This window comes from Cupriavidus phytohabitans, from assembly GCF_000426345.1.
In the GTDB taxonomy this organism is placed as follows: Bacteria; Pseudomonadota; Gammaproteobacteria; order Burkholderiales; family Burkholderiaceae; genus Cupriavidus.
In genome coordinates this window covers 1-1,121 of the sequence record NZ_AUFE01000254.1, presented here as the reverse complement: position 1 = coordinate 1,121, position 1,121 = coordinate 1, and the positions used below count along the sequence as shown (strand labels likewise).

1 protein-coding gene is annotated in these 1,121 nt (G+C 56.6%); it reads left to right on the top strand.

Annotated elements, in window-relative coordinates:
- Window positions 1-431: 431 nt before the first annotated feature.
- The coding region (locus K309_RS38995; RefSeq protein ID WP_035878981.1) for a DEAD/DEAH box helicase family protein at window positions 432-1,121 on the top strand (690 nt) is incomplete at its 3' end.

The following is a 1,121-nucleotide window of genomic DNA, read 5'->3' as shown; positions in this document are numbered from 1 at the left end:
TCGCTGGTTGATGCCCTCATTGAATGCTGCAATGCAAGGGGCCAACAAATCGGAAACACGATTTCGCAGGCGGGTCGGCTGTCCCAGTTCGACCCAAAGCCGCCGCTGGTACTAGCACTAGGCCGACGTCGGCTTTCGAGGAGGGCAAGCAATTCCCGGTTGTCATTGCATCGTAGTGCCTGTGCAGGGTATCTCGGCTTTCGGCCTCCAAAAGCACGATCGAGACCTCAGTCATCCGAACGCAGGCCACCGCTACCGGCGCACGCGCGCCTGCTACGCCGGAACCCCTCGGAAGAGGGCTTTTCGAAGACGCGAACAGAGCTTATTGAGAAGGGTTAGTTTTTTCATATTTGACATATGCAGGCAGCGGCTAGGTATGGGGCTGCCTAGAAAACCTATTGTCTGTAGCGGTGTTCAAAGGGAATGGCTAGATGAAGGTGCGACTTGCCGCGGTGTATTCGGTCAGCAAGAAAATAGAAAAAAGCTGGATTCGTCAGCTGGCTTGGCCGGAACAGGAAATCGATGCTGAGGTAGTTCGGTTCGTGACGGACCGAGCGGAAGGTTTCGAGGTTACGTCTGGCATTCTTCCGATGCCGGTTCGCATCCTTAAGAGTGCCCCTCCTCAAATTCCGGACTCAACCGAGGCAGCTGTGCTGAAATCGCCGAACGCTGCCATCGTGGATGACGCGCTTGATGTCTCCGCAGGGACTTGGTTGCAGCATCCATCATTGCAGGCCGATGACCGTTCAGTGGACAACAGAAGCGCGAAAGACGCCACCGCTTCCTGGCGAGACGGATTCGCCTATGTAGAAGAGGACAGGTCGACGGGCGTCATCGGCTTCCGCCCCCCGCAAACCGGCGCTTTGCACGCTGTACACGCACACTGGACGGTGAGCAACGAAGTCGCATCGATAGTCCTGCCAACTGGCACCGGAAAAACCGAGACCATGCTCGGTGTTCTGACATCGGCTTGCTGTGAGCGAGTTATCGTAGTTGTGCCCACGGACGCTTTGCGTACCCAGATTGCGAACAAGTTTTTGACGCTAGGCCTGCTGAAAGCGCCAGGATGCAGAATTCTCGCGGAAAGCGCACGCTACCCGGTAGTGGGTGTTCTTGAGCAC